Genomic DNA, 24,289 nt, shown 5'->3' on the forward strand with positions numbered 1-24,289 from the left:
CGTCACTCGGTGAGGAGGCTCCGAACGGCGCGAGCCACTGTCGGCGCGTCAGGGCCGAGGACGTAGGTGATGGCTTCGATTCCGTACGCGCCGGACTGGTAGAGAGCGAACGTGTCCGTCAGATCGTCACGGTCCGAGAGAGCCGCAACGATGGGGTCCGTCGGTGCGTCCGGGTCGAACTCGATAGCGTCGTACCCGGAATCCTCCAGTGACGCGATGATATCGGGGTCGTATCGGATGTTGACTGCACTGTGAACATCGCGGCCGGCCTCGCGCGCAGAGAGCAGAACCGAAGCGACGTGTTCGCTCACACCGAACTCGGGGTCGCTCGGAACCGTCGCCTGACCCTTCACATCGAAGATGCGGCCGGGGATGGCCGCGACATCCTCGATGCCGCTGGGTTCCGGAAGGCACTCCGCGAGGTTCGATCCGACGTTTGGGATGAGACCGGCGAACCCGCTGGCGTTCGTCAACGTTCGGAGTCCCCGGCGCACCGACGACCGGACGCGTTCTGCCGTCCGAAGCGTACTGTCCGGGTCGTGGACGCTGAGCGCGCCGTCGTACTCGGAGAGTTCGGGCATCTGCTGTTCGTGGAGCGTCGCAAGCAGGTCGCCTTCCTCGAATTGGCGGATGAGAACCTCCGCTTCCACGAGCGCCTGCACGGGCGTCATGTCACCTGTCGAGAGACCGTCCGCGACGCGCTCGACGAGTTCCTGCACTCGCTCGTCTTCGAGCAACGTCTCGTTTCGACTCACCTCTCCGTGAGCGTACTTCGAGACGGCTGACTGGCTAATACCGAGAGCGTCTGCGACTTCACGTTGCGTGAACCCTCTGTCACGGAGTTCCTCGGCGAGCATCGAGCGAAACGTCGGGAGGAACTCCTCGACGACGATTTCCTCGATGAAACGCATTAGTCCGTCCCTCCGTCTGGGAGCGAGTCACCGTCTTCTCGGTCACCCGCGAATTCGGGGTCGTATCCGATACGTGACGCCTGCGGACCCTTCTGGTCTTGGTACTTCGAGCCGCGTTCGACGCCGTACGGGCGGTCGGCGGGGTTTTTCATCTCGGTGAAGACGAGTTGAGAAACGCGCATGCCGGGCGAGAGAGCAACAGGAGCAGTTCCGAGGTTCGACAGTTCCAGCGTGATCTGCCCGTGATAGCCGGGGTCAACGATGCCGGCCGTGGCGTGGATGACGATAGCAAGGCGGCCGAGCGACGACCGCCCCTCGACGGTCGCAAGAAGGTCCGGCGGAATCTCGACCCGCTCTTTCGTCGTCCCGAGGACGAAATCGCCGGGATGGAGGATGAATTCGTCGCCCTCCTCGACGTACGTCTCGGTAACGTACTTCGAGACTTCGTCCTCCCGATTAGGATGGATACACGAGATATTCGTCCGCTGGAATTCGAGGAACTCCTCACCGAGTCTGAGGTCGATACTCGCCGGTTGAACTTGCATATCGATATCGTCCAACGGTTCGACCACGAGGTCGCCGTCGCTGAGTCGTTCGAGGATGTCCGCATCGGACAGTATCATGTTCGCAGAGGGGTGTTGGTGTGACGTAAACCCCACTACTCCTTCCGCTCAGAGCAGGTGGGTTGTAGAGTCCGCTCGCCTCGTCTCGAAGTGCGACCCGGCAGTGATTTACCGACGGGGACGGGACTGCGGCGTATGAAACAGGCAATCGTCGCGCGCGCTGACCTCGGGATGGGTCGCGGGAAACTCGCGGCACAGGTCGCCCACGCGAGCCTCTCGGCGTACGAGGACGCCGACCGAAAGGCGAAAAACGAATGGAAAGGCTCCGGACAGAAGAAAGTCGTTCTGAAAGCGAACGGTGAAGACAAACTGTTCCGCCTCGCTGACGAAGCCGAACGACAGGGACTCCCGCACGCGATCATCCGCGATGCTGGGCACACGCAACTGGAACCGGGAACGGTCACATGCCTCGCCGTCGGACCGGGGCGCGATGACCTCGTAAACAAGGTAACCGGCGACCTCTCTCTGTATTGATGCCTCGCGTGTGGTCGAAACCACACACGTGGTCAGTTCTGTAACCAGTCAACGGCCGAATAACTTACAACCAGCCACCGCCGATGACCCGGCAATGAAGGACTTCGTCGCGTCCGACTCGGGCGAGTTGCTTCTCCGTGTGCTGGAGAATGTCAACGACGTCATTACAGTCCGAGACGCCGAGACCGGCGAAACTCTCGCGGTCAGCGGAGCCGTCGAGGAGATGTACGGCTACACACCGGAGGAGTTCAGCGAACTCACTATCGAAGCGTACAGCGCAAACCACGTAGAGTACACCGAAGAGCGGGCGCAAGAACTGATAGCCGACGCCCGAGAGCGGGGCGAAGCGAGTTTCGAGTGGAAAGCAAAGCGGGCGGACGGGGCGGAGTTTTGGACTGAGATAAGCATCTCAAAGACTGAACTCGAGGAACGCACCGTTCTCGTGAACGTTGTCCGCGACATCACCGACCGAAAGGAACACGAACTGGAACTCAAACGGTTCGAACGACTCGTCTCGCTCATCTCCGACCCCGTCTTCACGATAGACGAGAACGACCGAATCGACTATGTGAACGACGCGACGGTCGGCCTCACCGGATACTCCCGTGAGGAGTTAGTGGAGACCGACTTCGAGGAACTGTCGGCAGATATTTCTCTGGTGCAGGGAGATCTTGACGCCATTCACGGCCTACAGGATACCGAGGAAGACTCGATCCGACTGGAAGGAACGATCACCCGCCCCGACGGCACCGAACGCACCATCGAAACGAACTTGGCGCTGTTACCGCCGACGGAGGAAGGAACGTTCGGTGGGGCCGTCGGTGTCTCCCGAGATATCACACAGCGAAAGCGGCGCGAGGAGAAACTCGAACGCTTTGCGAGCGTTCTCAGTCACGACCTCAGAAATCCCCTCAACGCTGCGATGGCGCAGATAACGCTTCTACGAGAGATAGAGGGCTGCGACAGCGAGTACGTCGATACGCTCGAAAATCTGACCAACCGGATGGCCGAGATTATCGACGACGTGTTGACGCTCACTCGGGAGGGCAAGTACGTCACCGACCCGGAGACGTTCGTCCTCGGCGATGTCGCCGAGGAAGCGTGGAACACGATCAACGCGACGGACGCCAGCCTCTCCGTTGGCGGTGAGTTGGGAACCGTCGAGGGCGACAGACAGCGCGTCCGCCGCCTCTTGGAGAACCTGTTCAGCAATGCGGTGAGACACGGCGGCGACGACATCTCCGTCCGCATCGAGCGACTCCCCGACGGGTTCGCCATCTGCGACGATGGACCCGGAATTCCGCCGGACGAACGCAACGAGGTGTTCGAGTACGGCTACTCGACAGCCACGGACGGGACAGGCTTCGGGCTCAACATCGTCGAAGAAATCGCAGACGCACACGACTGGAACATCGTTATCGCCGAGAGCGACTCCGGCGGCGCGCGATTCGAGATTTCGGGACTCTCGGCCGACGGACAGCGTGGGAGGGATTGAGGGACCGAAGGCGGCCGCCGAACCGGAGGGGCCTTACCCACGCGCCGAAAAGGCCGGGCAGACCCGGAGCGACAGGATGCGCAACGCACACTCACTCGAACGGCGCGTCGGTATCGAACACTACGTGAGCGACGCGGAGGGAACGGGCGGCCGCCTCCGCGACGCTCCGGAGGACTTCCGTGTGCGCGAGGTGGAAGCGATGGACGCCGTGGATGTAGACGAGGACCCCGGCGATTACCCATCGCTTCTGCTTCGCGTGACGCTCCGTGAGTGGGACACGAACGACTTCGCCCGCCGCCTATCGGACGCGCTCGGAATCAGCCGCGAGCGCGTCTCGTGGGCCGGAACGAAGGACAAGTACGCCGTCACGACGCAGTTGTTCTCGGTACGTGACGCCTCACCCGACGAGATCCCAGCGATCAACAACGCCGATATCGAGGTTCTGGGCCGCATCGGCCGCGATTTGGGCTTCGGTGACTTGGCGGGCAACGACTTCGATGTGCGCGTCCGCGACGCCGACGCCTCCGCGAACGCCGCGACGGTTACAGCGCAGTTGCAGGCGTTTCTGACCGACGAGGACGCCGTTGACGGCGCGGCAACCGAGGGTGAGACGGCCGCCGTCGCCGTTCCGAACTACTTCGGCCACCAGCGATTCGGGAGTCGTCGCCCAGTCACGCACGAAGTCGGCCTGCACGTCGTCCGCGGCGAGTGGTGCGAGGCCGTTCTCTCGTACGTCGGAAATCCCGCATCCGCCGAACCAGACGGGACGCAAGCGGCCCGGAGATTCGTAGACGAACAGGCCGCATCGGACGATCCGGACTGGCACGCCGCACTCGAAACAATGCCGAACCGACTGCGCTACGAACGGTCGATGCTCCACCGACTCGCAGAAGACGGCGACGAGAGTGCGGAAGACTGGCGGCATGCCCTCGAAGCCGTCCCGCGAAACCTCCAGCGACTGTTCGTCAACGCGGCCCAGTCGTACGTGTTCAACCGCATTCTCTCCGAACGCCTCGACCGCGGATTACCCCTTACTCGCCCGATAGAGGGCGACGTGGTCTGTTTCGCTGATCGAGACGTACCCGACCGGCTGTACCGCGCTGATCCTGACCGAACACAGGTAGCGACCGGCCGCCGCGTCGAGGTGATGAGCCGACACTGTGAGCGCGGTCGGGCATTCGTCACCGCACCGCTCGTCGGAACCGAAACCGAGTTGGCCGAAGGCGAGGCTGGCGAGATAGAACGCGCTGTGCTGAACGAACTGGACCTCGAACCCGCCGATTTCGACCTGCCGGGCGAGTTCGATTCCACGGGGACGCGCCGGGCGGTACTCCTTCGAACTGACGTGGAAACGACGGTCGATTCCGACGCCGACACGTACGAACTCACCTTTTCGCTCCCGTCGGGATCGTACGCGACGGCGCTCCTCCGCGAGTACCTGAAGACGACGCCACAGGATCTCTGAGAACACGGCGCTTCGCCGTACTAAGCCCGCCTATTCCTTGCTGCCGACGCCGAGGAGAGCGAACGGGACAGCGGCAACAACGAGGCCGAGTACGCCGAGGACCGAGAAGGCGATGAGGAGACCGGATGAGCTACCCACCGAATCGAGCGAGAGCAGGTACGCGGCCGCGGTGATGACGTAGCCGAAGGTAGCGACGGCGACAATGCGCCACGGCGGCGGGCCGCGCGATGCCGCGACGCCGAGTGGATAGCCCGCAAGCGGTGGAACGACGGCGAACATGGACGCAACTGCGATGCCGGGAGAGAGCCGAGTGAGGAAAACGCTCACAGCGGCGGCAACACCGGTGACGCCGACGCCCGTGAACACCGGCAGGAGCGATGCTCGATCCGCGTCCGGCCCCACACTTGTCCCGACAACAGCGAGTGCGCTCCCAGCAATAATGCCCGCTAACGGGGCGAGAACGCTCGGTTCCCAGCGGCCAAGGAACCACAACAACGGAACCGCGCCGACGAGGGCGAGACTGAGCGTCGTTAGCCCGAGTTCACGCGCACTGAGGCGCATATAGATCCGAACGAGCGAACTCAGCCGATGGACGGCGACGAACCCGAGTGCGAGGAGACACCCCGGAAGGCAGACGAAGAAGACGGCATTCGTGAGGACCGCCAGCGGTGTCGCGAGAACGAGCGCAAGACTCGCCAACAGTCCGCGAAGCACGGCAGGCATCTCAGCGGGCGCAAAGACGAGGAACGACGCTGAACTGTGCGGTCCCGTATCGGAGAGGACGACGCGGTTCCCGTCTGCACGGACAGTCAGTTCAGTTGCCTCCGGTTGGGTGGCGAGCGTATAGTTCTGCGGTCCGACGACGGTTAGTTGATCGCACGACACCGTTCGGAACTCGGACCCGTGGACGCGAAAGTAATCCACGCGGAGAAGACCGCCGGGCGCGTGCGCCGCGAACTCGTCGGTGCGGAAGCGGAACGAGACGGTCCGCGGTCCGGCGGCGACAGCCGAGACGCGTTCTGAGGGGAGCGTTCCGGACGCCCTCTCGATGAGACGACGTTTGAGCGTCCAGTTCCCGAGAATTCGATCGACGGTGGATTCGTTCTCGAACGTTGCGTTCACCGACCACGCCGCGGACTCGTTCTCGATGACGGCGCGGGCCGCCGTCGATTCAACCGTTGCATCAATGTCGGCAGCGTGGAGTGATTCGGAGAGCGGTCGCTCGCAAAACGGTGTCGCTACCGGTGGTGAAGAGGCAGTAGCGGGCGCGGACCCGGCGACGAAGAGGACGGGAGTGACGACGAGAACGACCACAGCGAGAGAGAACACGAGAGAGCGGCGATCTGTCATCGTCGGAGAAAGATTCAGCCACTCCTGAAAGACTTTCCGTCCGCCGCCGGGGGGAACAATCGCCTTTTATGCGGTCACCCATTGCTCTCACGTATGGACTGCGGGCGGTGCGGCACGCCGTTAGAGAAACCGGGAGACTACTGTCTAACGTGCAGTACCGCCAACTGCGACACTGTCGTGGCCGAGTTCGAGCGTGACAGAGCGGAGCTAACGATGCTGGACGGCGAGGACGTGATCGGGAAGACGACGGTGACGACGATACCCGAATCGGAGGGCGAGGCGATGGTGGTCGAACTCCGAAACTTTGCCGGCCTCATTGCCGACGAGATTCGTCGGAAGCGCCCCGATGAGGTGTTCGCCGCGGGTGACAGAGACGTACTCAGAGAGACGCGCGCCCAGTTGCACCACGAGTTCTATCGCGTCGCCAGCGAGAATCCCGTCCAACGCGTCCTCGAACGGCGGGGCGAACGCTCCCTCGAAGTTGTGGAGAGGCCGCCGCGGGAGAAGATGGGTGGGACGCACTCGACGCTTATCGGGGACAGAGAAGGGCGGCGCGCCATCGGCGTCGTCGCCGATCACCCGCACGTAAAGAAAATTATTCCCGGTCCTATCGACGCCGGAGGCATGGGTTCACAGAAGAGTCTCCGCGCCAAGGTGACGCGCGCGGACGCTAACGGCAACGTCCGTCTCCTCTTACGCGATGGGTCGAGTGTCCAAGAGAATCGCATCGTCACGACCGCGATGGACACAGAGACAGGCGAGTTCGTCCGCGACGACCTGAACGAGGCGTTGCGCGAGGCCGAGTTACAGGACTGAGAGAGTCAGCCCGAACGACCTCCGGACGGCGTGCGAAAACGGGGCACGCGACGACTCCGACTCGCAGGCTTTATCCCGATACCACGGATAGGAGACGATACTATGGCCGAAAAGAAGGCACGGAAAACTGGGAGTGCCGGGCGCTTCGGTGCGCGCTACGGGCGCGTCGCCCGACGACGCGTGAAAGAGATCGAAGCCGACATGCGCGATGCGAAAGTTGACGGCGATTCCGTCACCCGCATCGGCACCGGCATCTGGATGAACGAGGAGACGGGCGAGAAGTTCACGGGCGGTACGTACCGCCCCGAGACGCCCGGCGGCAAGCAGGTTCAGCGTTCCATCCGCGCGGCACTCTCCAGCGACGGCGACGAGGAGAGCGCGTAAGACACATCACGCCCGACAACGATTCCCTATACGATGAGCTATAAGTGTTCTCGGTGCAAGCGCGACGTCGAACTCGACGAGTACGGCGGCGTGCGGTGTCCCTACTGCGGCCACCGCGTGCTCCTGAAGGAGCGCGCACCGACCGTCAAGGAAGTCCCGGTCGAATAACGACCCACCCCGTTCTCGCGGATGGATAGCCGTCACGACATTACACTCACGTTCTCCTATGCCGACGAGCGGCGGGCACGGACCGTCGCCGAAAGCATCCGCATCGAGGAAGGAGAGATTGCGGACGACCGGTCTGCAGTGACTGTCGAACGCGACGACCAAACCGTTCGAGTACGGGTAGCGGCGGCTGATCTCGTTGCCCTCCGCGCGGGTGTAAATACATGGACTCGCTTCGTCGCCGTCGCAGAGCGAATCGCGGACCGTGCGGCGTGAATTCGGGCGATAACGCGGTGCGGGGAGAATACTGGTCTTTTTCAGTCCGGGTCACATGGAACTCAGTATGCAGGGTAATTTGCCGCCAGAAGCACAGGAGAAACTCGAAGAACTGCAGGACCTTCAGGAGACGGCCCAGAAGGTGGCCGCACAGAAGCAGCAGGCTGAGTCCACGCTCACCGAGTCCGAAACGGCACTCGACGCCCTCGAAGATATCGACGAGGACACCGTCATGTACCGCGAAGTCGGCGAACTCCTCGTCGAGACGGACTACGAGACGGCACACGAAGACCTGACCGACAAGGTTGACAGTCTCGAAGTGCGCGTCGAACAGCTCAAAAAGCAGGAAGAGCGCGTCCAAGAGCAGTTCGAGAGTCTCCAGAGCGAACTCCAGCAGATGCTGCAGGGTGGCGCAGGCGGCGGCCCGATGGGCCCCGGCGGCGCAGGCGGCGCATAAACGAATGCCGACAGACGAGACGGTCGTCGAGACGGCCGCTGAAGCGGCCGAAGGCGTGATCTTCGCCCGCTACAAGCAGTCTGACGTGAAGGACTTCGACGTGACCGTCACGTTCGAAGACGGAATCCTCGACGTGGACGTTTACATCAACGCGCCCGACGACGCGGATGCCGACGCCGACGACGTGGCCGACGAGGCAGCACGCACCGCACAGGATGCGGTTGACGAACTGTTCGCCGAATCGGACGCGGATTCCGACGCAAACGCGGCGTAAGCCGTATTTTCTCTTTCGTTCATGATTTCGTGAGCAATCGTTATTAATTTCCTTGCCATACGATACCACATGACAACTAGAGGCGGCATCGGGGAGACGCCGCTGGACCGTCTCCGCAAGCACTACGAGCGAACGCGTAAGCGCTGTACGGCCTGCGGCTACGTCGATACCGACGGTCGGTGGACTGCCGCGACGACAGGCAGCGAGATAACGTACGAACACGTCTGTCCGAGTTGCGGCTACGCCGACCGAATCGTCATCCAGACCTGAAAGCGTCGGAAGCGGCCGCAACGGCGCCGATAGCGACGGCGTCGTCAGGTGAACAGGAAGATGAGGATGCTCACGGCCATCGCGGCCAGCGTCACGGAGACGGCGAACGCACCGCCCATGGCGACAACGGCGTTTGCGTGACTGGCGAGTGTCTCGGTTCGGTCGTTGCCGAACACCGTCACCTCGGCGCGTTCGACGGCCATCCCCGCCTCGACGGGTTCGACATCGGACAGCGCCTCGCGGGTGAGTTCGACGATCAGTTCGCGGATTTCTCCTTGGTCAATCGCTGCGCCGACCTGGTTATCCGCCTCGACAGTGTTGACGATGTGCGTGTCCGTCGTCATCGCCTCGGCGACGTCTGCCAGCGGGTTCTCCCCACCCGTGAGATCCGAAACGATGTCGTCGCGTAGCCCCGGTTCCATGTTGTTCCCGTCGATGAGAACGTACGCCGTCGTCTGTCCCGCGACTTCGGTGACGGCGACGCGGATGCCGAGGGGACCGATTCCTTCCCGCGGGACCCACTCCGTTTCGTCCCACGCAACGCCCATCGAGAGGTCGCCGCGGCTTGCGGAGGTAAGAGCTTCACCGCCGAGTCCAGCGGCAGTTATCATGTCGAACGACCGCTTGGACCCGGGCGTGATATGTCCGAGATCAGGGCCGTCGAGACCGTTGTTACTGTTATGCGCGTCCACGAGAAGCACGTTTTCGATCCCGGCCGTTCGCGCCTCCGTCGCCGCAGAGAGTCCTACGGCGTACTCTACGTCGTCTGCGAAGTTTGGTGCGTACGTGGAGACGAGAACGGCGTCGTCGCCGAATCCCTGCCCGAGCATTTTCGCCTCACCGGACTGAACCTGAATACTCTGCGTCGCTTCCGAACCGTACTCGATTTGCTCGTGTGCGGCGTCTGCGGCTTCGAGAATCGTATCGACTTCGCGTTCGGTGACGAGATTGAAGTCGTGCCCGGCAGTGGCGTGCGGAGGGAAAGCCAACCCGTCCGAACGACTGGCGACGCGTTCGGGGAAGTTCCCGCCACCGATTTCACCCATCGGGCCGGGATGTATCATCGGCAGGATGAACCGTGCCTTCTCGCCGGCACTGGACCGGAACGAAAGCACCGTGACTGGGACGATGGCCTCCTCACCGAGTTGTTCGAAGAACTCCTCTAACTCCCGAGACCCCTCAGCGAGATGACCGATGAATCCACGGATGAAATCGAGGACCGAAACACCGAGACTGCGACGCCACGGTCGGTCTACGACGACGATGAACGCGTAGACTCCGAGCGCGTAGATGACGCAGGTCACTCCGAGCAGGGCGAAATGGTCCGGCGAGATAGCCGACAGTTCCGCGGGAGCGCGGTCGGCCCGCACGAGGTACGGTCGCAGGTAGGCGTTGAGAATTGGACCGCCGTCGGAGAGAAATGTGAGCGTTCCGCTGTAGATAAACAACAGCACTGCCGCGGCAAGTGTCTGGAGACTCGCCGGTATCGCCGCCACGAGCAACGAGGAGCGCGAGACGGCCATGACGACGAGGAGACGGAAGGCGAACACTGACGCGAGAGCGACGACGAGTGCGTCGAAGACGAATCGCTGACCGAGACCGGTGAACACCGAAATCGTGGCTGCGATGGTGACGATGGTGACGATGATAATCTCGCAGACGAGTGCGAGAAGCGACGACCGGTTCGGCGTGAGTGTCCCGCCCACGTAGCGGTCTACGCCGGAGGTCCCGACCGCCGCGACGACGGTGGGGACGCCGATAAAGAAGATTCCTTCCCACGCGTCCTTGCCGATGAAGAACAACCCGCGCCACGTCTGCATCGACTCGCCGGAATCGAACGCGCCGACACCAGCCATCGCCGCAATAAGGATAGCGAAAGTAAGACTGGTGTACCAACTGGGTGCGCGGAAAATAAACCGCGAGAGACCCGCTAGATCGCTTTGGGTGGCAGTCATTGTAGAGAGAGGGATTGGGAGGTCGTTAAACCCGGTTCAGGCGTTGCAGATGTCGAGGAAGTTCTCGAAGACTTCCTCGCCGTTCTCCGTGTGTGCCACCTCGGGGTGCCACTGGACGCCGTACAGGTCGCGGTCGGGATCACTCATTGCCTCGATTGAACAGACATCGGAACTGCCGGTGTGTGTGAAGCCAGCGGGGACCTCTTTCACCTCGTCTGCGTGACTCGCCCAGACACGTGTCTCAGGGGCGAGCGAACCGATGAGCGGGTCGGATTCGTCGAGAACGCCGACAGTCACGTCGGCATACCCACCGTACTCACCGCTTCCGACGCGACCGCCGAGTTCGGAGGCGATAATCTGCATTCCGAGACAGATGCCGAGAACCGGCACGTCGAGTTCGAGATAGTCGGGGCAGTTGCCGATGCGATCCATATCAGGACCACCCGAGAGAACGATGCCGTCGGCGTCGATCTCTTCGGGCGGGGTGTCGTTGTCCACGAGTTCGGTGTCGATACCGAGATCACGGAGCGCTCGGTGTTCGAGATGAGTGAACTGGCCGTGGTTATCGATGACGACGATGCGAGTCATCAGTTACAGCCCTGTAATGGGCTGGCAGTCAAAAAGCGTCCGGAACGCGACGACGGAACGAGACGAGGGCCAATCCGCCGACGGCAGCGGACTGAAGTCACTCCACCCCCTGCAACCGGATGTGGCCTCCCCACGCACTCGGACTCGCCTCCGGCCGGCCGTTCGCGCGGTGGTCGGCATCGCCCTCGCCATCGTCGTTCTCGTCATCTTTATCTCGCTGACCGGCGGCCGCGAGGTGGTCGTCGCCGTCGCCCGTGCAGACCTTCGATTAGTCGCCGTTGGGTGCATCGCGGGCGTTGCCGCCATCTCCTCGTGGGGAGAATCGCTCCGACAGGCATTATCAACCGCGAAGCCGGTCGGCGGCCTCCACTACCGTCTCGCGTACCGCTCGGGCGATTTCGCCAGACAGGTCCTCCCGATGGGGCACCTGAGCGGGTCAGCGATAGCGAGCTACGCCGTCTCCCGACCGTTCGGATTGCAGTACGAAGAAGCGTTGGCCGCCGTCACCGTCGCCGACCTGTTGAACCTGCTCTCAGCGGTGACGATTTCGACGCTCGGCCTGCTTTTTTTGCTCCTCGATTCGGATATCGGCGACGTACGGACGTTCGTTGCCGGTCTTCTCGGTGCCCTCACAGTTGCAAGCGCCATATTCGTCCTCGTGACACGCCGCCGCGACCTGCTCGAACGGGCGGTCGTCACCGTCATCGCCGTCGGCCATCGGCTCGCGGCGCGGCTTGGTATCTCAACCGCCGAACGACTCCTCCGTCCGGATTCGGTCGAACAGCGAATCGAGAGCTACTTTCGGACGCTGGACACGGTCGCCGAGAACCGAAAGCGCGTCGCACTTGCAGGCGTCTTTGCCGCTCTCGGGTGGGTGGCGTTCGGCACCGCACTCGCTGTCGCCGCCACCGCCCTTGACGTTGAGATTCCGCTGGCGGCCGCTCTGTTTGTTGCGCCCGCATCCGGTCTCGTCGGATGGTCGCCGCTTCCGGGCGGCTCTGGCGGCGTCGAAGTCGCCGTGACCGCGGGACTCGTCGCTACCGCAGGTGTTCCGGTCAGTACCGCGGCCGCCGTCGCACTCCTCTATCGGGTCTGTGGGTACTGGGTCGTGGTGGCCGTCGATGCCGCGGCGACCGGACTCCTCGCGGCGTTGTATCCGTCGTAGCCAGCGCTCACATTATCCGTCACCGGCGAGCAAAATCGGGGACTCAGCCGTCGTTACCGAACCGTTCGGCAGCCGAACTGAAACCGAACTCCTCCTGTTCGCGGGAACGGCGTTCCTCGCGCGCGGCGAACGCTTCGGGATCAGGCGAGGCGTCGTCGTCGATGCGTGCGAACGACTTGTGGACCTTCGTGTGGCACCACCGACAGAGCGCGACCGTTATCTCGTGGCTCGGTTCGTCGTCATCGGACTGCGTTCGGTGACTGGACGAACGTCGCTCGGCGGTGTCGGCGGCGCGTTTGCCTCCGCTTCCACCGTACGACAGGTGGTGTTCTTCGAGGAGCGGCCGTGCGCCCGTCTCGTGGGCCATCCGGACCTCTTCGAGACCGCAGCGGACGCATTCGTGGCCGTCAGTCGTCGAGCGGTAGTGAGGACAGTCGCGGAATTCGCAGTCCTCGTCGGCCGCGACACAGGCGTAGTCGTCGCCGCGGCGGGCAGCAGCGAACTCGGGATCATCGCCTGCGCGGTCGAGGGCGAACCGACACCGACCGTCACCCGTGAGATGGTCACAGACGCCCGCGTAGTCGTACGGGTCGTCCACGCCGACCGGGGTTCCCGTGGGCGTCTTCTCCATGGCGTCGCGTTACGTGCGGTCGGTATTCAATCCGTGGCCCGACGCCGACCACAGGGAGACGGACCGCAGGTGGGACGACAGAAACCCCACCGCGCACGTTGATTTTATATATTCGCCGGGTGACGCCCCGCCGTGTACGTCGAACACCGTCAAGACGGGACCGGTCGAACCATCGCCAGCGACGTGGAAGTCGCAGATACGTTTCTCACGAAAGCCCGTGGACTGATGTTTCGCCGTCGCATTCCCGACGACTACGCGCTCGTCTTCGAGTTCGACGAGGTAGACAAGCGGAACCTCCACATGGTGTTCGTCCCGTTCGACATCGACGCCCTCTGGTTGGCCGGCGAGGAAGTGACGAAGAAGAAGCGACTCTCCGGATGGACCGGAATCGGCTTCGGTCTCGCCGACCGAATCATCGAACTTCCGGCCGGTGCGGCCGACGGCATCGAGCGCGGTGATACGGTCAGGCTAGTCGAGTGACTGCGGCGCATCGGACGGCGAAATCTGTCAAGAAGGCCCGCTTTAAGTACATCCGTGGCCTCGAACCGTGTGAGCACATGACTCGTGGTCGATTTATTCGGGGGTAACCCCACAACACCCAACGCATCCGTTCTGGATTCTGACGACACCGTACAGCTGTTAGATACGACGCTCCGCGATGGCGAGCAAGCACCGGGTATCTCGCTTTCGCCCGAAGAGAAAGCCGACATCGCGCGCGCACTCGACCGGGCGAACGTCCAGTACATCGAAGCGGGAAGCGCCTGCACTGGGCAGGGCGAACGTGAGACGATCCGCCGCGTCACCGACCTCGGACTCGACGCGACGATTACCAGTTTCGCCCGCGGCGTCCAACGCGATGTTGACCTCGCGCTCGATTGCGATGTCGACGGCGTCACGATCGTCGTTCCCGCCAGCGACAAGCACGTCGAAGGCAAGGTCGGGACGACACGCGAGGAAGTGGTCGAGACGACAGGCGACCTCGTCGCCTACGCGAAAGACCACGGCCTCTGGGTCGAAGTCATCGGTGAAGACGGGTCCCGCGCGGACCTTGAGTTCCTCGTAGACATCGCGGAGGCCGCACTCGACGCCGGAGCCGACCGGTCGTGCTACGCGGACACGGTCGGCCACGCGAGCCCCGAGACGACGTACGAGTACGTCTCGGCACTGGCCGAACTCGGCCCCGTCTCGACGCATACACACGACGACCTCGGACTGGCGATGACGAACGTCTACGCGAGTCTGGCCGCCGGGGCTGACGTGGTCCACGGGACGGTCAACGGAATTGGAGAACGCGCCGGGAACGTCGCGCTCGAAGAAGTGGCAATAGCACTCTCGCACTGCTACGACGTCGAGACAGCGAAACTCGATGAACTCTACGCGCTGGCGCAGAAGGTCGCCCACGCGACGGGCGTCCCCCTCCCGCCGAACAAAGCCGTCGTGGGTGAAAACGCGTTCACACACGAGAGCGGCATCCACACCGACGGGACGCTGAAGGACGACGCGATGTACGAACCCTACCCGCCAGAGACGGTCGGTCGGGAGCGCCGTCTGGTTCTCGGAAAGCACGCCGGGCGTGCGGGCGTCGCGGCCGCACTCGACGAACACGACGTTGACGTAACTGACGACGAACTCGCGGCCGTCGTCGAACGCGTGAAGGCCGTCGGCGACCGGGGCAAGCGCGTTACGGACGCCGACCTTCTCGCCATCGCAGAAGACGTACAGGGCAGAGAACGCGACCGGCGCGTCGAACTCCTCGATCTCACGGCCGCGTCAGGTGGCGGAACACCTACCGCGTCGGTTCGTCTCCGTGTGAATGATGAGGAACGCGTCGCCTCCGGTACGGGAAGCGGGCCGGTTGATGCGGCGGTCAAAGCGGTCCGCTCGGCACTCGGACCGGATGCAGACGCGCAACTGGACTCCTACCACGTGGACGCCATCACCGGTGGGACGGATGCTGTCGTCACCGTCGAGGTGGAGATGTCCCACGGAGACCGGTCGGTCACGGTGGCGACTAGTGACTCGGACATCACCCGCGCCAGCGTGGAGGCGATGGTCGAGGCCCTCGACCGACTCCTCGTCGCCGTGGACGGAACCCCGGACGACACGGCTGAATCGCCGCCGCGCGCGGACGACTGATAGCGGGCGTCTGGCAACCACCGGGCGGCGAATTCCGCGCCCCGATTTTTATCGACGGTCCGCTGCGATGAGATACGTCGTTCCGGCGCACCGCTCGAACCGAACGTCGCCGTCGAATCGTGTCCGGGCGTAGTCAGCGACGCGAACAGTCCGAAATTCGGTGACGTCGATTCGGCGTGTCTGCCCTGTGCGTTCGTCAGTTTGCTCGACTGCGAGCGCGTTCATACCATATCATTCGTGAGAACGGATAAGTAGTCAATCCTAGCGGAGTGAAAGTGTAATCAGGAGACAGCGGTGGGGTACTCGGGAGTGACCAGTTCGAGAGCCGGAAACAGAGATCGGAGTCCGAGAAGCGATAATCGGAGTTCGATTCTATCGCGTGAGTCGAGGCGATCAGGGGCAGCGGCGGACACAGCATTGCTCTCAGTCGTTCTATGACTCAACGTTTCGACGTGCCGTGGACCGCGCTACGGCGAGATCGTTTTCGACACCCATCCAGTGGCCCCACTCGGGAACGGACTCTCCTCCTCGCGCGGTTGGAGCGTCCCGGTACTGTCGGTGGCGCGGACGACGACAGTGTGTCGGCGACCCGGGTTCTCGTAGGTGTGCTCCCACTGTCGCCACGCGTCCTCGGCCGCCTCACCGGACTCGTCCGTTCCGGCAGGTAAGCGGTCCGAGAGCGTCGCGTCAGCCCACGTCTCGCCGCCGTCGATGGAGACTTCCACCCGTTCGATGCCACGCGTACCGGCGTAGGCATGGCCCGCCGCCTGTATCTGGCCGTCGCGCCGATTCGTGGTGTGAAGTTTCGCAACGGTGTTGACGGGACCGGTTCCGTGCCAACCGCGTCGCTCCCAAAAGCCCTTCTCGGGGCCGTCCAGAATCTCCATCTCCGTGACCCACTTGACGTTGATCTCCCCCCAGTGGCCGGGAATAAGCGCCCGAACCGGGTGACCGTGTGCCCTCGGGAGAGGTCCGCCGCGTTTCCCGTAAGCGAGGAAGCCGTCTTCGAGCGCTTCGACGGGGAATTCCTCGAAGTAGTCATCCGCCGCGCGGAGCATGACGAACGCACCCTGCGGATTCACTTCGTCTAAGATCCGTGAGATCGGGACGCCAGTCCAAAGATCCGTATCCATCAGCGTCCCGTTTATTTTGTCGCTGACGCACCGGAGCGTGACGAATCGCTGTTCGTCACCCATCGCAGTCAACTCGTCGTACGTGTACGTTGCTTCCTGTTCGACACTCCCAGTGACTGAGAGCGTCCAATCGCTCGCGCGGAGGTTCGGGTCAATATTGTTGATGTCTACCTGATAGAAGTCGTCGCTGACGAGACCCTCTAGACCGTCTACGTCGAGCGTTCGGCGTTCGGCTTCCGCGAGATACTCCTGCGTGACTGTCGAGTCACCGACCGATTGGCTGTCGTTGCTCGATGGCCCAGACCCATCGGGACCGCCGGGCGTACCGGAACCATCGACGGACGACGTGACCGCAGCGGGTCCCGATGCCGACCGGCCGAAAAGATAGCTGAGGATGCCGACGCCGAACGCACTCGCCACGCCGCCGAGTACTCGCCGCCGGACCGACGAGTCGGTAGCGGCGCTTGGCTCACCCATCACGGCGGCGAGTTCGGCGACGAGGACGACGACTGCACCACCGACGGCTGCTCCGAGTGAGAGCATCAGTTGGCCCGTAAGAACCACAGTAACGACCCACATCGATGCGCCGACCAGACCGACAGGTGCCAATCGAGCATCAAGTCGGCGGCCAGCGACGAGCGCGAGAAACGAGACGCCCGCCAGTAATGCCGTAGTGAGGCCGGTTGCGAGCGCCAAGTTGAGCAACTGCCCGAAGTGGTCGATACCCGCGAACGTCCCGAGAGTGACGATAGCGAACCGAAGTACGGCATCGGGGACGGTCCGAGTGAGGAACGCCGCAACGGGTGCGACGACGAATGCGGGAGTAAATCCGGCGGTCGCGTACGATCCCGCGACGGCGGCGACGCCCGCGAGGAACGCGACGAACGATGTCGGCCCGACACGTTGCAAGCGGTTCGATGTCATCCGTACGAGTGTGTGGGTTTGCGGCACGGTTGTACCTTCTTCAGAATCTCTCCCAATTTCGGGATGAATCCGGACCGCCAGCGAACGGAAACATAACGAACGAAAAACACATGTCCATTGATACGATAGCTTCAACCGTGTCTTCTCTGCCATCCATACGCTTAGAAGCGTGTACGTGGACAGAAGTCGAATCAGCGCTGGAATCCGGCATGCGGACGGCTGTCGTCGCAGTCGGAGCTATCGAGCAACACGGCCCGCATCTCCCCCTCATCATGGACACGCTCGCGGGCGACGAACTCGCACGGCGCATCGCCGAAAAACTGGGCGATGCGTTCGCCGCGCCGACGATTCGACCGGGGTGTTCGGGCCACCACATGGAGTTTCCCGGTACGATTACCGTCCCGCCAGAGACGCTGATGGACGTGATTCGCTCGTACTGTCGGTCGCTCGACGAACACGGATTCGAGCATATCGCTTTGGTTCCGACGCACGGCGGCAACTTCGCCCCGGTCAACACCGTCGCGCCCGAAATCGGCCGTGAAATCGATGCGAACGTCGTCGCCGTCGCTGACCTACACGAGTACATGGACCGACAGAAAGCAGGCTTGCACGCGGGCGGCGTCGAGTACGAAGAGTCCGTCATTCACGCGGGCGCAGTCGAGACGGCAATGGTACTGGCCGTAGACGAGGGTCTCGTCAGAACCGATGAGTTGGCCGTCGGCCACGAAGGCGAAGTCTCGACGGCGCGACTGCTCAGCGACGGGTTCGCATCGATTACCGAAAACGGCGTCCTCGGTGATCCGCGAGCAGCGACTGCCGAAGCGGGCGAGGAGATTTTCGAGGCTGTCGCCGACGCTTACGTCGAACGTATTGAAACCGAACGCGACGCGGTGTGAGCAAGATGTAGAGACGCGCCGCTCGAAATGTAGTATCCGTGAAAAGCACCGAGAGTGAGATTTGAACTCCACTCGCTCCCCGCGGTTGCTCGCTAGTTCACATCTCAGTAACACGCACACAGCGACTCAGATATACGAGAGACACGGAGGTCTCTCGCGGATTGAGTTCGCTGAGAAGCGCCGAGGGTGAGATTTGAACTCACGTGTCCGAATGGACAGTAGATTTCGAATCTACCGCCTTGGCCGGGCTAGGCTACCTCGGCTTGCATCCACAGTTGGGAGATGGTACGTTTAATCGGTTTCGATTTCGACGGACCAGAGCGGTGTGACCCGGAGTACTAAGTCACAAGACGACGGCAAGGGAGATATGGATATCCCCGAAGCGAGTGAGGCGTGCAGTAGCGTCCTCGCGGAAGTGTCGAAGGCCGTCATCGCCGAGCAAGAGTTCCTCGAACGGATCATGCTCGGCGTCCTCTCCCGCGGCCACGTCCTCCTCGAAGACGTCCCCGGTACCGGAAAGACCCTCAGCGCACGAAGCGTCGCCACCGCCCTCGGCCTCTCGTTCTCCCGCGTGCAGTTCACGCCGGACCTCCTCCCCTCCGACGTGACCGGGACGAACATCTTCAACGAGCGCGAGCAGTCCTTCGAGTTCTCCGAAGGACCCATCTTCGCTAACGTCGTCCTCGCCGACGAGATTAACCGCGCGCCGCCGAAGACGCAGGCCGCCCTCCTCGAAGCGATGGAAGAAGGACAGGTCACGGTGGACGGCGAGACACACGAACTCCCGAAGCCGTTCTTCGTCATCGCCACGCAGAACCCCGTCGAAAGCGAGGGGACGTTCCCACTCCCAGAGGCGCAGATCGACCGCTTCGTCGTCAAGACGAGCATCGGCTATCCAGACTCCGACGGCGAAGTCGAACTCCTCCGTCGCCGTGTCGGACGCGAAGCCCGTAGTCCGAGCGTCGGATCGGTCCTCTCCCGCGAGGAAGTGATGGATGTGCGACTCGTTCCCGAAGACGTGCGAGTGGACGAAGACCTGTTGCACTACATGGCAGACATCGCGCGGACGACTCGCAACGACCGACGGGTTGACGTTGGCGTCTCCCCGCGCGGGACGCAGCGCCTCCTCGAAGCGTCGCGCGCCCGCGCCGTACTCTCAGGCCGCGAGTTCGTCACACCAGACGACGTAAAGCGCGTCTCCCCTGCCGTCCTCGCACACCGACTCGTTCTCACGCCGGACGCACAGGTAAACGACGTGGCGAAAGCGGATGTCGTCTCCGACGTTCTCGAACGGGTCGAAGTGCCGACGATAGAGTAGCGGCGGGCGCAGAGACACCGACTAGCGGCCGCGGCGAACCTGTCGGCCCGTGTCTCGATTTCCACGCAGTGCCGCGACCAACGCGGTTGCACCGAGAAGCACCAGTACCAACGCCGCGACGGGTTGGCCACCACCGACCGCGAGGAAGACCGCGTAGACGACGGCGGTGCCAGCGATGCCAACGAGGAGCGTCGCTGCCGAGTGAACCACCGTCAACCGAGTCGTATCGGCGTCGCGGCCGAGTTGCTCACCGACGCCGATAGCGTACTCGCCGGCATCCCACGAAACGACAGCACCCAGAGTACCGAGGAGGAGGAGTTCCGCGACGCCACCCAGTACGCCCGCGTAGACGATGCCGAGGAACAGTGCCGTTGCACCGAGCGTGACGAGACGGCGCGAGGCGCGGAAAAGGCCCACAGCGAGGACAACGACGCCGACGGCCGCGGGTGCGGCGGCCCCGGCGGCGGCGAGCGTGATACCGATGAATCCGACGGTAGCGGCAACAAGCGAGAGCAGTACGCCTTGCGTCGCCGGACGACGGGTGATCTCCGTCATTGCGACCACCGCCGTTCGGCGCGGGCGAGTTCAGTCGCCAGCGGTTCCTCGCCCCAATCGATGGCGCGAATACCCGACTGTCGGAGTCCGGCGAGGCGGTTCTGTCGTTCAATAGCCGCGAGGCGGTGCCCCGGCGTGTCGTCCGTTGTCGGGTCGGGGCTGACGACCGTGACCAAGTGCCCGTGTGCATCGAGACGCCGTGCGGCAACGGTGGCAAAGTCGTCCGCCAGCGGCGAGAAGAAAAGAACCTGTGCGTCTGACGGAAGCCGACGCCGGAGGCGACGGAGCGCGACGACGGGGAAGTACGAATCATCCGATGGCGTCGGCGCGAGGGCGGGATTCGCTGCGAACAGTTCACGAGCGCGAGCGCGATGGTCGCTGCCGGTTGTCGGTGCGAGCCAACACTCGTGCGGTGAGAGTGCCGCCACCCCCACACGGTCGCCGCTGTCGAGAAGCGACGAAAACGCCCTCGTCGCGGCATCGACGCTTCGTTCGACGGCGTTCTGTTCGCCCTCGTCGGTAGCGACGTACGCCTCCGAACGGGCGTCGATCAGGAGAACGACCGTTGCGGCGCGTTCTTCGCGGAACTCAAGCGTCGCCATCTCTCCCGTGCGAGCGCGGCGGTTCCAGTCGATACGGTTGAGTGGGTCGCCGCGACGGTACTCGCGGGTCGAATAGAACTCCAACCCGGCCCCGGCGACGTTCGTAGCGACTCGGCCGGTGTACTGCGTCGTCAAGCCTCGAAGCGGCAGATCAGCGGTCGCTTCGAGCGACGGGGTACACCGGAGGACGGTCGTCTCGTCAGGAGAGATGTCCTCGCTTCGCTCCGTTTCCGCGCTCGGACTACGGACGACGGCATGGAGCGGATCCCACGCGTGTTCGCCGCGGACAGCCTCCACGGAGTACGAGAACGTCGCCGCCTTTCCGGGGCGAAGCGCTGTTCCGATTCGGGCGGACCCGTCCGTCACCTCCAACGCTGGCGGGACGCCGTCGATCAGTCTGAGGTCCGTGAGCGGCGTCGCGCCGACGTTCCTAACGGTGACGGTCACGCGTACGTCTTCCCCCGTATCCGGCGTCTGGTTGGAGAGTTCTCGCGTGATGTCGAGCGCCGGAGCGGGCGCATCAGCGAACCACGCGTAGGCGGTGTATGCAACGCCGACCCCGGCGACGAGGAGGAGCGCCGGTTGCTGGAAAACGACGCCCGCGGCACCGGCGATGAGCGCGGCACCTTCGATTCCGGTCCAGCGGTGCGTATCGAATCCGTTCATCGGTGCGCCTCCGTCACGGAGTCGTCGCTCTCGTGAACAGACTCGATAGCGTCAATCGTTCGTGCGGCCCGCGCTGCGGTGGACGACTGTCCGCGAACAACCAACCGAACCCGGTCAACCAACGAGAGCGAAACGTCGGCACCGAGATAACGGGCCGCGACGGGGTCAGTCGTCCACGTTCCTTCCTCGACGTGTCGTTCGGCAACGTCGGCCGAGCAGTTGTCGTGGAAGACGAGCGTTTGAATAGCCGACTCGCGGAGGCGCATCCGAAGGTTGGTCGCATCGCTCACTCGCCAACCGGTCTTCGACAGACGGCGGTCCACGTCGTCGCCGGGCGTCGGAACTCGGTATCGGAGTTCGGGGTCACCTGTGTCTGCTGCACGATAGTCAACGCTCCGGCGTCCGAGTGCGTAGCGGAGGCCTTGGGCGCCTGCGACGAGACCGACGACGATGACAAAGACGAACGTCGCGCTCAGACCGGGAACGACAAATCCCGCGAGGCCCGCGACGCCGCCGAGAACGGCGATGACGCCGACGCCGGCAGTGATTTTTGTCGTGTTCATGACGCATCCTCCGCGTAAGCCGACTCGATGCGTCTGAGAGCGGTGACCGCACGTTCTTCGCGGTCGGTCGTCGCCGACTGCCCGCCGTACCGAACCTCCTCGAACAGGTGCGTGAGTTCGTCCACGTCTTCACGGGTCATTCCGGCATCGACCGCGGCGGATGCGAACTCGCCGGGAGTACTCGTCTGAGGATTCGGAATGTCGAGAAGGGCAGTCATCTCGCTCCACGCGCGGTACACTTCGTTATCTACGTCGGCGTCGTCTTCGATCCGGTCTGCGGCGGCACCGGCGGCCCGGCCGATGTCGCGGATGTCAACGTCGTCGTCCTCCTCATGAACCGTCTCGGGGTCCGCCGCAGCGTCGTCGTCTCCGGTCGAGAAGAACAGGAGGGCGACAGCACCGACGAGTGCGAGGACGAGAATAAACCCGAATATCGCGGTGGGTGCGGCGACAGGACCGTCACCGGACCCAGGGAATCCCCCGCCACCCTGTGGAAGTGAAAACGACCCGTTGCTGGCACCGATACTGCTGCCGCCGAAGTCGAGTGCGCGACAAGACGTCAGGAGTGCCCAGAAGACGTATCCGGGGAGACCGAACGTGATACCGATGACGAAAACGGGAAGCAGCGACCGCGTATCGTAGTAGGTGAGAAGTAGCAATCCGACAAAGACGAGGAGGAGGCCGGCTTGCACGAGCGGTTCCGTCAGTATCGGCAAGCAGAACGAACCGAACGTCATCCCACCTCCTTCGGTATCGCTGGGACCGACATCGCCTTCGTCGGACGGACCAATTCCTGTTGAAGCACCTGTTCCGAGACCGCCACCGCCTGACCCGCCGGTGACAGCGGTGTCGATGGTGGCCGCCGCCATTCCGAGGGCGAGGACGGCGAGGACGGCGAGGGCGACTGTTCGGGCGGCGTGTCTATCCACGCCACGACATACCGGGACACACAGTAAATGCGTTTCGAGGTTATCGTGCGTCACTGACACGAAACCGACTGCCGGAAGCGGTCTCAAGCAGTGAGAGCACCGCCGACTGGCTGATCTTGCCGATCAACCCTGAGATAATTGGTGGCTGTTAGGGCGGTCGTAGCCGTTCCAGTCGGAGTGGAATTTTCCATTTATCTTAGAAAGTTATTGTCAGAATTGATAAAATTTGAAATAGGAGGGTCACTATGGACTATTTGTCCCAACGGGCGTTTTCCCGTGCAGGTGCGTCCGTGGGACGTGAGACCCCTCAGATTGACGCCGCCAGTCGACACCGCGCACCAAAATCGCCGCCCTCACTTTTCCCCGCGGTTCCCCGATCCGCTGGGATCAGACGTGATTGCACCGTTGGGTTTAGGTCAATCGAAACTGAATTGACACGAAGTGAGCGATATAGGGGACCCATCAATCATCGGGTACGTTACGAGCTCAGCGACGCGACAGGCGGTCGTCTTGGCGCTCGCTTCAGAACCGAAGACGACCCGCGAACTCTGCACAAAGCTCAACGCCAGCGAATCAGGTATCTACGGAGCAACGAACAACCTACGCGACAACGGTGTCCTTGAGGGAACCGAAGACGAGCACTTCCGACTCACCGGTCTCGGTATCGTCGTCGCTGACGCCATCAAACGGCGACAACAGTTTGAATCTGTCCTCCAGTCAGACCCCGACTACTGGCGCACGCACGACGTATACGCACTTCCGGACGCGTTCCGCGCTCGTCTTGCCGAACTCGACGGGGGTTCGGTGTTCCGCGTCTCCGAGACTGATCCGTCGGGCGCGATACGCCTCATCCACGAAAACCTCCGTGAGTCCGAGCGTGTAGCTATCGCCGCCCCCGTCTACTTTCCAGACCTCGGAAAAACGCTCCGAGAGGTGTGTGATGACCGGCCTGGCAGACTCCTCGTCACCGACGCCGTCGTCACGGAAATTCGCCGCCATGCCGACGGCCGCGTTCCGGTCCCGGCGAACCTCAACATCCGCGTCACGGATATCTCGTTCGGCCTCGCGGTTGCGAACGGGATAACATTCCTCTCGTTACCGCAACTGGACGGCACATACGACCCGCGGACCGAACTTATCGCCGACTCTGAGGCCGCGGCGGCGTTCGGTGACGACCTCTTCGAATGGTTCTGGCGTGACGCGACGCCGATAGACGATGTCGCATCGACACGTCCGATCTGAAGACACCACGTCCGAGCCCCATCACA

At 63.1% G+C, this 24,289-nt stretch carries 28 protein-coding genes and 1 tRNA gene; 16 read left to right on the top strand and 13 right to left on the bottom strand.

What is annotated here, in order from left to right:
- Nucleotides 1-2: 2 nt before the first annotated feature.
- Together HBOR_RS12300 and dcd are read right to left on the bottom strand one after the other, a co-directional pair.
- Nucleotides 3-911, bottom strand: a complete 909-nt coding sequence (locus tag HBOR_RS12300; RefSeq protein ID WP_006056438.1) for a thiamine-phosphate synthase family protein — start codon at nt 909-911, stop codon at nt 3-5.
- The gene (gene dcd / locus HBOR_RS12305) at nt 911-1,534 is read right to left on the bottom strand and encodes a dCTP deaminase (RefSeq protein WP_006056437.1); all 624 of its coding nucleotides are present in this window, start codon (nt 1,532-1,534) and stop codon (nt 911-913) included. The genes HBOR_RS12300 and dcd overlap by 1 nt, the downstream gene beginning before the upstream one ends.
- Nucleotides 1,535-1,669: 135 nt before the next feature.
- Between dcd and pth2 the strand changes: the two genes are divergently transcribed.
- The 3 genes from pth2 to truD all read left to right on the top strand — a co-directional run bounded on the left by pth2 (nt 1,670) and on the right by truD (nt 4,968).
- Nucleotides 1,670-2,008, top strand: coding sequence for a peptidyl-tRNA hydrolase Pth2 (gene pth2, locus HBOR_RS12310; protein WP_006056436.1), 339 nt, complete (start codon nt 1,670-1,672; stop codon nt 2,006-2,008).
- A 94-nt stretch (nt 2,009-2,102) separates the two neighbouring features.
- Entirely contained in the window at nt 2,103-3,503 is a 1,401-nt protein-coding gene (locus tag HBOR_RS12315; RefSeq protein ID WP_006056435.1) for a sensor histidine kinase, read from the top strand.
- 76 nt (nt 3,504-3,579) lie between these two features.
- Nucleotides 3,580-4,968, top strand: a complete 1,389-nt coding sequence (gene truD, locus HBOR_RS12320; protein ID WP_006056434.1) for a tRNA pseudouridine(13) synthase TruD — start codon at nt 3,580-3,582, stop codon at nt 4,966-4,968.
- Nucleotides 4,969-4,998: 30 nt separating this feature from the next.
- Here truD and HBOR_RS12325 read toward each other — a convergent pair whose 3' ends face one another.
- A complete protein-coding gene (locus HBOR_RS12325; protein WP_006056433.1) occupies nt 4,999-6,318 on the bottom strand; it encodes a hypothetical protein in 1,320 nt (439 codons plus the stop codon).
- A 93-nt stretch (nt 6,319-6,411) separates the two neighbouring features.
- Between HBOR_RS12325 and HBOR_RS12330 the strand changes: the two genes are divergently transcribed.
- From HBOR_RS12330 to HBOR_RS12360, 7 genes are all read left to right on the top strand, one after another.
- Nucleotides 6,412-7,134, top strand: coding sequence for a DUF2103 domain-containing protein (locus HBOR_RS12330; protein ID WP_006056432.1), 723 nt, complete (start codon nt 6,412-6,414; stop codon nt 7,132-7,134).
- Nucleotides 7,135-7,236: 102 nt separating this feature from the next.
- Nucleotides 7,237-7,518, top strand: a complete 282-nt coding sequence (locus HBOR_RS12335) for an eL43 family ribosomal protein (protein WP_006056431.1) — start codon at nt 7,237-7,239, stop codon at nt 7,516-7,518.
- 33 nt (nt 7,519-7,551) lie between these two features.
- Entirely contained in the window at nt 7,552-7,686 is a 135-nt protein-coding gene (locus tag HBOR_RS12340) for a DNA-directed RNA polymerase subunit P (RefSeq protein WP_006056430.1), read from the top strand.
- 21 nt (nt 7,687-7,707) lie between these two features.
- Complete coding sequence (locus tag HBOR_RS12345) at nt 7,708-7,959, top strand: KEOPS complex subunit Pcc1 (protein WP_006056429.1); 252 nt, start codon at nt 7,708-7,710, stop codon at nt 7,957-7,959.
- A gap of 67 nt (nt 7,960-8,026) precedes the next feature.
- Nucleotides 8,027-8,416, top strand: a complete 390-nt coding sequence (locus HBOR_RS12350; RefSeq protein WP_049890606.1) for a prefoldin subunit beta — start codon at nt 8,027-8,029, stop codon at nt 8,414-8,416.
- Between the two features lie 4 nt (nt 8,417-8,420).
- Nucleotides 8,421-8,690, top strand: a complete 270-nt coding sequence (locus tag HBOR_RS12355) for a DUF3194 domain-containing protein (protein ID WP_006056427.1) — start codon at nt 8,421-8,423, stop codon at nt 8,688-8,690.
- A 69-nt stretch (nt 8,691-8,759) separates the two neighbouring features.
- Nucleotides 8,760-8,960, top strand: coding sequence for an HVO_0649 family zinc finger protein (locus HBOR_RS12360; RefSeq protein WP_006056426.1), 201 nt, complete (start codon nt 8,760-8,762; stop codon nt 8,958-8,960).
- A 44-nt stretch (nt 8,961-9,004) separates the two neighbouring features.
- On the opposite strand, the gene HBOR_RS12365 is transcribed toward HBOR_RS12360, so the two are convergent.
- Both HBOR_RS12365 and HBOR_RS12370 read right to left on the bottom strand, forming a co-directional pair.
- Complete coding sequence (locus tag HBOR_RS12365; RefSeq protein ID WP_013440676.1) at nt 9,005-10,915, bottom strand: DUF2070 family protein; 1,911 nt, start codon at nt 10,913-10,915, stop codon at nt 9,005-9,007.
- A gap of 36 nt (nt 10,916-10,951) precedes the next feature.
- The gene (locus tag HBOR_RS12370; protein WP_006056424.1) at nt 10,952-11,503 is read right to left on the bottom strand and encodes a GMP synthase subunit A; all 552 of its coding nucleotides are present in this window, start codon (nt 11,501-11,503) and stop codon (nt 10,952-10,954) included.
- Between HBOR_RS12370 and HBOR_RS12375 the strand changes: the two genes are divergently transcribed.
- On the top strand, nt 11,484-12,668 hold the full coding sequence (locus HBOR_RS12375; protein ID WP_241432421.1) for a lysylphosphatidylglycerol synthase transmembrane domain-containing protein: 1,185 nt from the start codon (nt 11,484-11,486) through the stop codon (nt 12,666-12,668). The genes HBOR_RS12370 and HBOR_RS12375 overlap by 20 nt on opposite strands.
- Nucleotides 12,669-12,711: 43 nt before the next feature.
- Here HBOR_RS12375 and HBOR_RS12380 read toward each other — a convergent pair whose 3' ends face one another.
- Nucleotides 12,712-13,299 (bottom strand): DUF7097 family protein, encoded by a 588-nt coding sequence (locus HBOR_RS12380; RefSeq protein WP_006056422.1) that lies wholly within the window; start codon nt 13,297-13,299, stop codon nt 12,712-12,714.
- 132 nt (nt 13,300-13,431) lie between these two features.
- Here HBOR_RS12380 and HBOR_RS12385 point away from each other — a divergent pair, with 132 nt between their 5' ends.
- Complete coding sequence (locus HBOR_RS12385) at nt 13,432-13,779, top strand: DUF192 domain-containing protein (RefSeq protein WP_006056421.1); 348 nt, start codon at nt 13,432-13,434, stop codon at nt 13,777-13,779.
- Nucleotides 13,780-13,863: 84 nt separating this feature from the next.
- Entirely contained in the window at nt 13,864-15,435 is a 1,572-nt protein-coding gene (locus tag HBOR_RS12390; RefSeq protein WP_006056420.1) for a (R)-citramalate synthase, read from the top strand.
- Nucleotides 15,436-15,483: 48 nt separating this feature from the next.
- Here the strand turns inward: HBOR_RS12390 and HBOR_RS20045 are convergent, their stop codons facing one another.
- A complete protein-coding gene (locus tag HBOR_RS20045; RefSeq protein WP_006056419.1) occupies nt 15,484-15,660 on the bottom strand; it encodes a hypothetical protein in 177 nt (58 codons plus the stop codon).
- Nucleotides 15,661-15,902: 242 nt separating this feature from the next.
- Nucleotides 15,903-17,492, bottom strand: coding sequence for a molybdopterin-dependent oxidoreductase (locus HBOR_RS12395; RefSeq protein ID WP_006056417.1), 1,590 nt, complete (start codon nt 17,490-17,492; stop codon nt 15,903-15,905).
- Between the two features lie 110 nt (nt 17,493-17,602).
- Here HBOR_RS12395 and HBOR_RS12400 point away from each other — a divergent pair, with 110 nt between their 5' ends.
- Complete coding sequence (locus HBOR_RS12400; RefSeq protein WP_129783467.1) at nt 17,603-18,388, top strand: creatininase family protein; 786 nt, start codon at nt 17,603-17,605, stop codon at nt 18,386-18,388.
- Nucleotides 18,389-18,566: 178 nt separating this feature from the next.
- Here HBOR_RS12400 and HBOR_RS12405 read toward each other — a convergent pair.
- Nucleotides 18,567-18,651: transfer RNA gene (locus HBOR_RS12405), tRNA-Ser, on the bottom strand.
- Nucleotides 18,652-18,755: 104 nt separating this feature from the next.
- Between HBOR_RS12405 and HBOR_RS12410 the strand changes: the two genes are divergently transcribed.
- A complete protein-coding gene (locus HBOR_RS12410; RefSeq protein WP_006056415.1) occupies nt 18,756-19,706 on the top strand; it encodes an AAA family ATPase in 951 nt (316 codons plus the stop codon).
- A gap of 21 nt (nt 19,707-19,727) precedes the next feature.
- Here HBOR_RS12410 and HBOR_RS12415 read toward each other — a convergent pair whose 3' ends face one another.
- From HBOR_RS12415 to HBOR_RS12430, 4 genes are read right to left on the bottom strand one after another with little or no spacing between them, the layout of a single operon-like run.
- Nucleotides 19,728-20,261 carry a DUF7519 family protein gene (locus tag HBOR_RS12415; protein ID WP_006056414.1) on the bottom strand — a complete coding sequence of 178 codons (534 nt, stop codon included), beginning with the start codon at nt 20,259-20,261 and terminating at the stop codon, nt 19,728-19,730.
- Complete coding sequence (locus tag HBOR_RS12420; protein ID WP_006056413.1) at nt 20,258-21,529, bottom strand: DUF58 domain-containing protein; 1,272 nt, start codon at nt 21,527-21,529, stop codon at nt 20,258-20,260. The genes HBOR_RS12415 and HBOR_RS12420 overlap by 4 nt, the downstream gene beginning before the upstream one ends.
- Complete coding sequence (locus tag HBOR_RS12425) at nt 21,526-22,092, bottom strand: DUF7269 family protein (RefSeq protein WP_006056412.1); 567 nt, start codon at nt 22,090-22,092, stop codon at nt 21,526-21,528. Before HBOR_RS12425 ends, HBOR_RS12420 begins: the two co-directional genes overlap by 4 nt.
- Complete coding sequence (locus HBOR_RS12430) at nt 22,089-23,021, bottom strand: DUF4129 domain-containing protein (protein ID WP_006056411.1); 933 nt, start codon at nt 23,019-23,021, stop codon at nt 22,089-22,091. The genes HBOR_RS12425 and HBOR_RS12430 overlap by 4 nt, the downstream gene beginning before the upstream one ends.
- A gap of 441 nt (nt 23,022-23,462) precedes the next feature.
- Between HBOR_RS12430 and HBOR_RS12435 the strand changes: the two genes are divergently transcribed.
- Entirely contained in the window at nt 23,463-24,263 is an 801-nt protein-coding gene (locus HBOR_RS12435) for a helix-turn-helix transcriptional regulator (protein WP_006056410.1), read from the top strand.
- Nucleotides 24,264-24,289: the final 26 nt, after the last annotated feature.

Origin of the sequence: Halogeometricum borinquense DSM 11551 (assembly GCF_000172995.2) — an archaeon.
Taxonomy (GTDB): domain Archaea; phylum Halobacteriota; class Halobacteria; order Halobacteriales; family Haloferacaceae; genus Halogeometricum; species Halogeometricum borinquense.

Coding starts and splice junctions, on each gene's coding strand:
- HBOR_RS12300 (WP_006056438.1), bottom strand. CDS start 911: ATGCGTTTCATCGAGGAAATCGTCGTCGAGGAGTTCCTCCCGACGTTT.
- dcd (WP_006056437.1), bottom strand. CDS start 1,534: ATGATACTGTCCGATGCGGACATCCTCGAACGACTCAGCGACGGCGAC.
- pth2 (WP_006056436.1), top strand. CDS start 1,670: ATGAAACAGGCAATCGTCGCGCGCGCTGACCTCGGGATGGGTCGCGGG.
- HBOR_RS12315 (WP_006056435.1), top strand. CDS start 2,103: ATGAAGGACTTCGTCGCGTCCGACTCGGGCGAGTTGCTTCTCCGTGTG.
- truD (WP_006056434.1), top strand. CDS start 3,580: ATGCGCAACGCACACTCACTCGAACGGCGCGTCGGTATCGAACACTAC.
- HBOR_RS12325 (WP_006056433.1), bottom strand. CDS start 6,318: ATGACAGATCGCCGCTCTCTCGTGTTCTCTCTCGCTGTGGTCGTTCTC.
- HBOR_RS12330 (WP_006056432.1), top strand. CDS start 6,412: ATGGACTGCGGGCGGTGCGGCACGCCGTTAGAGAAACCGGGAGACTAC.
- HBOR_RS12335 (WP_006056431.1), top strand. CDS start 7,237: ATGGCCGAAAAGAAGGCACGGAAAACTGGGAGTGCCGGGCGCTTCGGT.
- HBOR_RS12340 (WP_006056430.1), top strand. CDS start 7,552: ATGAGCTATAAGTGTTCTCGGTGCAAGCGCGACGTCGAACTCGACGAG.
- HBOR_RS12345 (WP_006056429.1), top strand. CDS start 7,708: ATGGATAGCCGTCACGACATTACACTCACGTTCTCCTATGCCGACGAG.
- HBOR_RS12350 (WP_049890606.1), top strand. CDS start 8,027: ATGCAGGGTAATTTGCCGCCAGAAGCACAGGAGAAACTCGAAGAACTG.
- HBOR_RS12355 (WP_006056427.1), top strand. CDS start 8,421: ATGCCGACAGACGAGACGGTCGTCGAGACGGCCGCTGAAGCGGCCGAA.
- HBOR_RS12360 (WP_006056426.1), top strand. CDS start 8,760: ATGACAACTAGAGGCGGCATCGGGGAGACGCCGCTGGACCGTCTCCGC.
- HBOR_RS12365 (WP_013440676.1), bottom strand. CDS start 10,915: ATGACTGCCACCCAAAGCGATCTAGCGGGTCTCTCGCGGTTTATTTTC.
- HBOR_RS12375 (WP_241432421.1), top strand. CDS start 11,484: ATGACGACGATGCGAGTCATCAGTTACAGCCCTGTAATGGGCTGGCAG.
- HBOR_RS12370 (WP_006056424.1), bottom strand. CDS start 11,503: ATGACTCGCATCGTCGTCATCGATAACCACGGCCAGTTCACTCATCTC.
- HBOR_RS12380 (WP_006056422.1), bottom strand. CDS start 13,299: ATGGAGAAGACGCCCACGGGAACCCCGGTCGGCGTGGACGACCCGTAC.
- HBOR_RS20045 (WP_006056419.1), bottom strand. CDS start 15,660: ATGAACGCGCTCGCAGTCGAGCAAACTGACGAACGCACAGGGCAGACA.
- HBOR_RS12395 (WP_006056417.1), bottom strand. CDS start 17,492: ATGACATCGAACCGCTTGCAACGTGTCGGGCCGACATCGTTCGTCGCG.
- HBOR_RS12400 (WP_129783467.1), top strand. CDS start 17,603: ATGTCCATTGATACGATAGCTTCAACCGTGTCTTCTCTGCCATCCATA.
- HBOR_RS12410 (WP_006056415.1), top strand. CDS start 18,756: ATGGATATCCCCGAAGCGAGTGAGGCGTGCAGTAGCGTCCTCGCGGAA.
- HBOR_RS12415 (WP_006056414.1), bottom strand. CDS start 20,261: ATGACGGAGATCACCCGTCGTCCGGCGACGCAAGGCGTACTGCTCTCG.
- HBOR_RS12420 (WP_006056413.1), bottom strand. CDS start 21,529: ATGAACGGATTCGATACGCACCGCTGGACCGGAATCGAAGGTGCCGCG.
- HBOR_RS12425 (WP_006056412.1), bottom strand. CDS start 22,092: ATGAACACGACAAAAATCACTGCCGGCGTCGGCGTCATCGCCGTTCTC.